The 5,899-nt window shown below is 67.8% G+C and carries 9 protein-coding genes; 5 read left to right on the forward strand and 4 right to left on the reverse strand.

The genetic code is table 11. The features are described 5' to 3' along the window. From NBV68_RS17050 to crcB, 4 genes are all read right to left on the reverse strand, one after another. Positions 1–299, reverse strand: a 299-nt coding sequence (locus NBV68_RS17050; RefSeq protein WP_296312120.1) for an HAD hydrolase-like protein, incomplete at its 3' end; no start/stop codon positions are given. Beyond that, on the reverse strand, positions 296–895 hold the full coding sequence (locus NBV68_RS17055; protein ID WP_296312122.1) for an FMN-binding negative transcriptional regulator: 600 nt from the start codon (positions 893–895) through the stop codon (positions 296–298). The genes NBV68_RS17050 and NBV68_RS17055, both read right to left, overlap by 4 nt. Beyond that, a complete protein-coding gene (locus NBV68_RS17060) occupies positions 895–2,118 on the reverse strand; it encodes an RluA family pseudouridine synthase (RefSeq protein WP_296312124.1) in 1,224 nt (407 codons plus the stop codon). The genes NBV68_RS17055 and NBV68_RS17060 overlap by 1 nt, the downstream gene beginning before the upstream one ends. After that, a complete protein-coding gene (crcB, locus tag NBV68_RS17065; RefSeq protein ID WP_296312128.1) occupies positions 2,115–2,531 on the reverse strand; it encodes a fluoride efflux transporter CrcB in 417 nt (138 codons plus the stop codon). Before crcB ends, NBV68_RS17060 begins: the two co-directional genes overlap by 4 nt. Before the next feature lie 218 nt (positions 2,532–2,749). Between crcB and rpsU the strand changes: the two genes are divergently transcribed. The 5 genes from rpsU to NBV68_RS17090 all read left to right on the forward strand — a co-directional run. Continuing rightward, positions 2,750–2,956 (forward strand): 30S ribosomal protein S21, encoded by a 207-nt coding sequence (rpsU, locus tag NBV68_RS17070; RefSeq protein ID WP_017664771.1) that lies wholly within the window; start codon positions 2,750–2,752, stop codon positions 2,954–2,956. 127 nt (positions 2,957–3,083) lie between these two features. Continuing rightward, on the forward strand, positions 3,084–3,695 hold the full coding sequence (locus NBV68_RS17075) for an FKBP-type peptidyl-prolyl cis-trans isomerase (protein ID WP_296312137.1): 612 nt from the start codon (positions 3,084–3,086) through the stop codon (positions 3,693–3,695). A gap of 14 nt (positions 3,696–3,709) precedes the next feature. After that, on the forward strand, positions 3,710–4,012 hold the full coding sequence (gene gatC / locus NBV68_RS17080; RefSeq protein ID WP_296312139.1) for an Asp-tRNA(Asn)/Glu-tRNA(Gln) amidotransferase subunit GatC: 303 nt from the start codon (positions 3,710–3,712) through the stop codon (positions 4,010–4,012). Between the two features lie 128 nt (positions 4,013–4,140). Continuing rightward, positions 4,141–5,622, forward strand: coding sequence for an Asp-tRNA(Asn)/Glu-tRNA(Gln) amidotransferase subunit GatA (gene gatA / locus NBV68_RS17085; RefSeq protein ID WP_296312141.1), 1,482 nt, complete (start codon positions 4,141–4,143; stop codon positions 5,620–5,622). Next, the coding region (locus tag NBV68_RS17090; RefSeq protein WP_296312143.1) for a hypothetical protein at positions 5,619–5,899 on the forward strand (281 nt) is incomplete at its 3' end. The genes gatA and NBV68_RS17090, both read left to right, overlap by 4 nt.

The raw sequence follows: 5,899 nt of genomic DNA on the forward strand, positions 1-5,899 counted from the left end.
AGCGTGTGAAGCAGCTCGGCGATGCCGGGGTAGAGCGGCTCGTCGAGCAGGCCCTCCTCGCGCCGCGCGCGGAAGCTGGAGCGGTAGAACTCGGTGACCGTGCGGTTCTGCTTGTCCGACAGGGCGGGGGCGAGGCTGCGGACGGCGGCGGGCAGGCTGAGGCCGACGATCCGGCGCACGTCATGGTTGTCGGGCGGCGCCAGCCCGGCGCGGGTGAAGGCGCGCTCCATCGCCCAGCACACATCGGCCTGTCCGTCGACCAGCGTGCCGTCGCAGTCGAAGACGGCAAGGCGGGTCACGAGGCGATGTTCCGGACGAGGTGGGCGAGGGCGGCGTGCCCCGCGGTCTCGAGGCCGAGGGCAATGCGGGCGCGTTCGGCGGCCGACTTGTTCTGCGACAGCTTGAGGGTAGGGCGCCAGGCCTGCACCTCGAGCACGAAGCCGGTGATACCCCGAAAGAGGCCGCCCCACACCTTTTCCGAGGACTCCTCCGCCCGCCACGGCGCGCCTTCCAGCCGCCCCTCGTGCTTAAGGATCGCGGCGTGCAGAAAGGCTTCGAGCCCCGCATCGTCCAGCTTGCGAACGCGGCCCTCGAGCTCGAGCGCGATGTAGTCCCACGTGGGCACGGTGTCGCGGTTGTCGTACCAGCGCGGGGAGACATAGGCGTCGGGCCCGTTGACCACGATCAGCGCGGTCGTCCCGTCCAGATGCCGCGTCAGGGCATTGCCGCGCGCGAGGTGGAACTGGATCGCACCGTCGGCGGTGGCGAGCAGGGGCGTGTGCGCCACCCTCGGCCCGTCGGGGGTCTGGGCGAACACCATGCCGAAGCCGATCTCCTCGATCAGGCTTTCGCACAGGGCGCGGTCCTCGGTGCGGTAGAGCGGGTTGGGATGCATCAGCGTACCGGCTTGCGGCCTCCGGGCTTGGCCCCGGGCTTGGCTCCCGGCTTGGCCTTTGCTGCGGGCTTGGGCTTGCTCTTGGGCTTGGCCTGGCCCTTGGCACTCGCCGTCCCCCGCGCCCGCCGCGGCGCGCGCTCTTCCTTGCGCGCCTGCTTGAAGTGGCGGCGCGCGGCCTGCTTCTTTTCCTCGGCCGTTTTCTCGGGGGTCTCCTCGCGCAAGGGAGAGGCGTCCGAGAGCCCGGGGTCGAAACCCAGCACCTCCATGCTCGCGGCAAAATGCGGCGGGAGTTCTGCGGTCACATCGAGCTTGCCGCCAGACCCCTCGCCCGCCTTGGGCTCGGTGATGATCAACCGGCGGGCGTGCAGGTGCATCTTGCGGCTGACCGCGCCGGTCAGGAAGGCGTCGGGCCCGCCATATTTGCCGTCGCCGACGATGGGGTGGCCGATCGCGGCCATGTGGACGCGCAGCTGATGGGTGCGCCCCGTCAGCGGCTCGAGCTCGACCCACGCCGCGCGCTCTCCGGCATGATCGACCACGCGGTAGCGGGTCTTGGCGGCCGCACCGTTCTCCTCGTCGATGTGCATTTTCTCGCCGCCGGTGCCCGGCTGCTTGGCGAGGGCTGCGTCGATCACGCCTTCAGACAGCGCCGGATTGCCGACCACCAGCGCCCAATAGACCTTCCGGGCGGAGCGGCTGGCGAAGCGCTTGGAGAAACTCGCCGCGCTGCCGGGGGTGCGGGCGATCAGCAGGACGCCGCTGGTATCCTTGTCGAGCCGGTGGACAAGGCGCGGGCGGGGCGTGCGCTCGGTCTCGACGAAGGCATCGAGCAGCCCGTCGACATGCTTGGTGGTCTTGCTCCCGCCCTGCGTGGCGAGGCCGGGGGGCTTGTTGAGCACGATCGCGCTCGGCGTCTCGCGGATCACCATGTCCTTCGCCTCGGCGATCTGTTCGGGACTGAGCGCGCGCGCCTTGGGCTTGGCCGGCTCGCGCGGGGGCTCCTCGCCGCCGGGCGGCACGCGCAGCACCTGCCCGGTGGCGAGGCGATCCTCGGGCTTGGCGCGCTTGCCGTCGACGCGGATCTGCCCGGTGCGCGCCCAGCGCGATACGGTGGCGAAGCCGACCTGCGGCAGGTTGCGCTTGAACCAGCGGTCGAGCCGGATGCCGTTGTCGTCCTCGGCCACGGTGAACTGGCGGACATTGTCTGTCGGTTGCTCGCTCATCGCGGCGCTCCCTGCATGGCGACAAGGCCGATGACAACCGCCGCCATGCCAGCGATCAGCGAGGCGGCGGCGTATCCGAAGGCCAGCCCCGCCTGCCCGCGGTGGAGCATGGTGACCAGCTCGTTGGAAAAGGCGCTGAAGGTGGTGAACCCGCCGAGCAGCCCGACGCCGAGCAGCAGCCGCGCGGTCTCGGCCGCCGCCGCGCCAGGGGCCGAGCGCGCGAACCAGCCGACCAGCGCGCCCATCAACAGGCTGCCGGCGATGTTGACGGCGAGCGTGCCCCACGGAAAGGCATTGCCCTCGCCCGCCAGAGCGCTCACCCAGCGCCCCGCGTGATAGCGCAGCACCGAGCCCGCCGCGCCGCCGGCGGCAACGTAAAGGCTTGCCTTGAAGGGAGAGATCACAGCGTCCATCGCGCGGCCATAGCGAGGCTCTCGCGCCGTGGCTAGGCAGGCTGCGCCGCGCAAATGCACTCTGGCGGCTTGCCATTTTTCCCGTGTTGGACTAGGGGGGCGCGGTTTGAAGGGCGGTCCCTCGAGGGAATCGCCCATGTTTCATTGGAAATTCATCGCGTACCCTTGCGCAGAATCGTGCAAGGCTCTGGCGTTTGGACATGAGGTAGTCGTCGTTTATGCAAATCATGGTTCGCGATAACAATGTCGATCAGGCCCTGCGCGCGCTCAAGAAGAAGCTGCAGCGCGAGGGCGTTTATCGCGAAATGAAGCTGCGTCGCCACTACGAGAAGCCGTCGGAAAAGCGCGCCCGCGAAAAGGCTGCTGCCGTGCGCCGCGCCCGCAAGATGGAGCGCAAGCGGATGGAGCGCGACGGGAGCAAGTAATCCCGTCGTCGAGCGTGCATCCGGCAGCGGAAGCCGCTTGAAACACCCTTTCCGATCAGTCATCAGGGCGCGGCATCAAACCCGCGCCCTTTTGTCGTCGCGCATCCGTGACTAGCAGGACAACACCATGACCGAGATTACCCGCGTTCCGATCGCTCCGCTCGCCAAGGGCTCGCTGACCAAGCTTTGGATCGGGGTGGTCCTCGCCATCCTGGTGGGCGCCGGCCTTGCCTGGGCCGCTGTGCCGCGCGGGCTCGATGTCGATGTGGTGCAGGCCGGCACCGGCCCGATGCCCAAGGAAGGCGAGGTGATCTTCGTCAAGTACAAGGGCAAGCTCGCCGCCGACGGCACGGTATTCGAGGATGCGCAGGCCAGCCCCTTCCCCGTCAAGGACCTGTTCCCCGAAGGCAATCCCTTCCTCTACGAGAAGGGCCAGATGATCCCGGGCTTCTATGAAGGCCTCAAGAACGTCCAGAAGGGCGGCAAGTACGAAATCTTCATCCCCGCCGAGATGGCCTATGGCGCCAGCCCCCCGCCGCAGTCGCCGATCCCGCCCAACGCCGATCTCGAGTTCGAGATCGAGGTGACCGGGATCATGACCCGCGCCGCGGTGGAGCGCAATCTCCAGCTGCTGCGTGACCAGATGCAGGCGCAGATGGGCGGCCCCCAAGGCGCGCCGGGCGGCGCACCGGGGGGTGAGGCGCCGGGCGGGGCGCCCCAGGGCGCACCGGGCCAGTAAGGGAGCACGCAAGCATGTCGGTCGACAAGGCAACCGTTGCCAAGATCGCCAGCCTCGCGCGCATCCGCATGGATGACGAAGCCCTCGAGCGGATGGTGCCGGAACTCAACGGCATCCTCCAATGGGTCGAGCAATTGGGCGAGGTCGATGTGACGGGGATCGAGCCGATGGCGGCGGTGATCCCCAACACCCTGCGCCTGCGCGACGATGTTGTGGACGCCGATCCGCTGACCGGCGGGGGCAAGCAGGGCGACGTGCTCGCCAATGCGCCCGCGGCCGAGCACGGCTTCTTCGGCGTGCCCAAGGTGATCGAGTGATTTTCCGACGCCCGCTCCTGTGTTCCCCTCCCGCCTGCGCGAGGGGGTAGGGGTGGGAAAAAGCTTGCAACCTCCGTGTGCGGACAGGCCCACCCCCGGCCTCTTCCGCAGGCGGGAGGGGAGATGAAATGACCGACCTGACCTCTCTCGGTGTCAAAGAAATCCGCGACGGCGTGGCGCAGGGTGACTTCACCGCCCGCGAAGTAGCGGAAAGCTTCAACGCCGCCGTCGCCGGGGCCGCCGCGCTCAACGCCTTCATCGTCACCACCCCCGACCACGCCCTCGCCGCCGCCGACAAGGTCGACGCCGCGCGCGCTGCGGGCGAGGCGCTGGGCAAGATGGCGGGCGTGCCGATCGGCATGAAGGACCTGTTCGCCACCCACGGCGTGCAGACCACGGCGGCCAGCCACATCCTCGAAGGCTTTACCCCCCGCTACGAGAGCACCGTCAGCCAGAAGCTGTGGGACGCGGGCGCGGGGATGCTGGGCAAGCTCAATCTCGACCAGTTCGCGATGGGCTCGTCGAACGAGACCTCCTATTTCGGCAATGTCAGCTCACCGTGGCGCAAGGCGGGCAGCAACCAGCCGATGAGCCCCGGGGGCTCCTCGGGAGGATCGTCCTCGGCAGTCGCCGCGCGTATCGCGCCGGCCGCGACCGGGACCGACACCGGCGGCTCGATCCGCCAACCTGCGGCCTTTACCGGCATCTGCGGGATCAAGCCAACCTATGGGCGGTGTTCACGCTGGGGCATCGTCGCCTTCGCCTCGAGCCTCGATCAGGCCGGGCCGATGGCGCGTTCGGTCGAGGATTGCGCGATCATGCTCGGCGCGATGGCGGGGTTCGATCCCAAGGACGCGACCTCGTTGCAGATGGATGTGCCCGACTGGGAGGCTGAACTCAACAGCGACCTGCGCGGCAAGAAGGTCGGCATCCCGCGCGAATACCGGATGGAGGGCACCGATCAGGCGATCCTCGATTCGTGGGAGCAGGGCAAGGCGTGGCTGCGCGATGCGGGCGCGGAAATCGTCGACGTTTCGCTGCCGCACACCAAGTATGCGCTGCCCGCCTATTACATCGTCGCGCCTGCCGAAGCCTCGAGCAACCTCGCCCGTTATGACGGGGTGCGCTACGGCCTGCGCGATCTGCCCGAAGGTGTTGGCCTTCAGGACATGTACGCCGCCACCCGCGCCGCGGGCTTCGGCGACGAGGTCAAGCGCCGCATCCTGATCGGCACCTATGTGCTCTCGGCAGGGTTCTACGACGCCTATTACACGCAGGCGCAGAAGGTGCGCGCCCTCGTGGCCCGCGATTTCGCCCGCGCCTTCGCGGAATGCGACGTGATCCTCGCGCCCACCACGCCGACGGCGAGCTTCCCGCTGGGTTCGATGAACGAAGACCCGCTGACGATGTATCTGAACGACGTCTTCGCGGTCCCCGCGTCGCTCGCCGGTCTGCCAGCGATGAGCGTGCCTGCGACCATCAACGCCGACGGCTTGCCGCTGGGCCTCCAGATCGTGGGCCGCCCGTTCGACGAACAGGGCGTGCTGAATGCCGGCCTCGCGATCCAGCAACGCGCGAGCTTCACCGCCAAGCCGGAGAAGTGGTGGTGACATCCGAGATTGCCTTCAAGCCTTTCTTCGAATTGATTTCGGGGATGGCGGGGCTCTCATTCGTGATTTCAGGCACTTACAATTACGTTCTGTTTCGCCGCGTTTTCTCGCTCAATTACTTCGTGATTGCCGGCCCCAACGACATCATCATGTCGGCATTCCTTGTGCTCCTTCTGTTGTCGTTCCTGCTGGTGATTTATGTCGTGCTGTTCGCATTGTGCGAGCTGTTCAGGCGGAGCACGGGCAAGATGAGCCAGCGCTGGGCGGCGCTTGTTCC

This window comes from Erythrobacter sp., from assembly GCF_023653175.1.
Taxonomy (GTDB): domain Bacteria; phylum Pseudomonadota; class Alphaproteobacteria; order Sphingomonadales; family Sphingomonadaceae; genus Erythrobacter.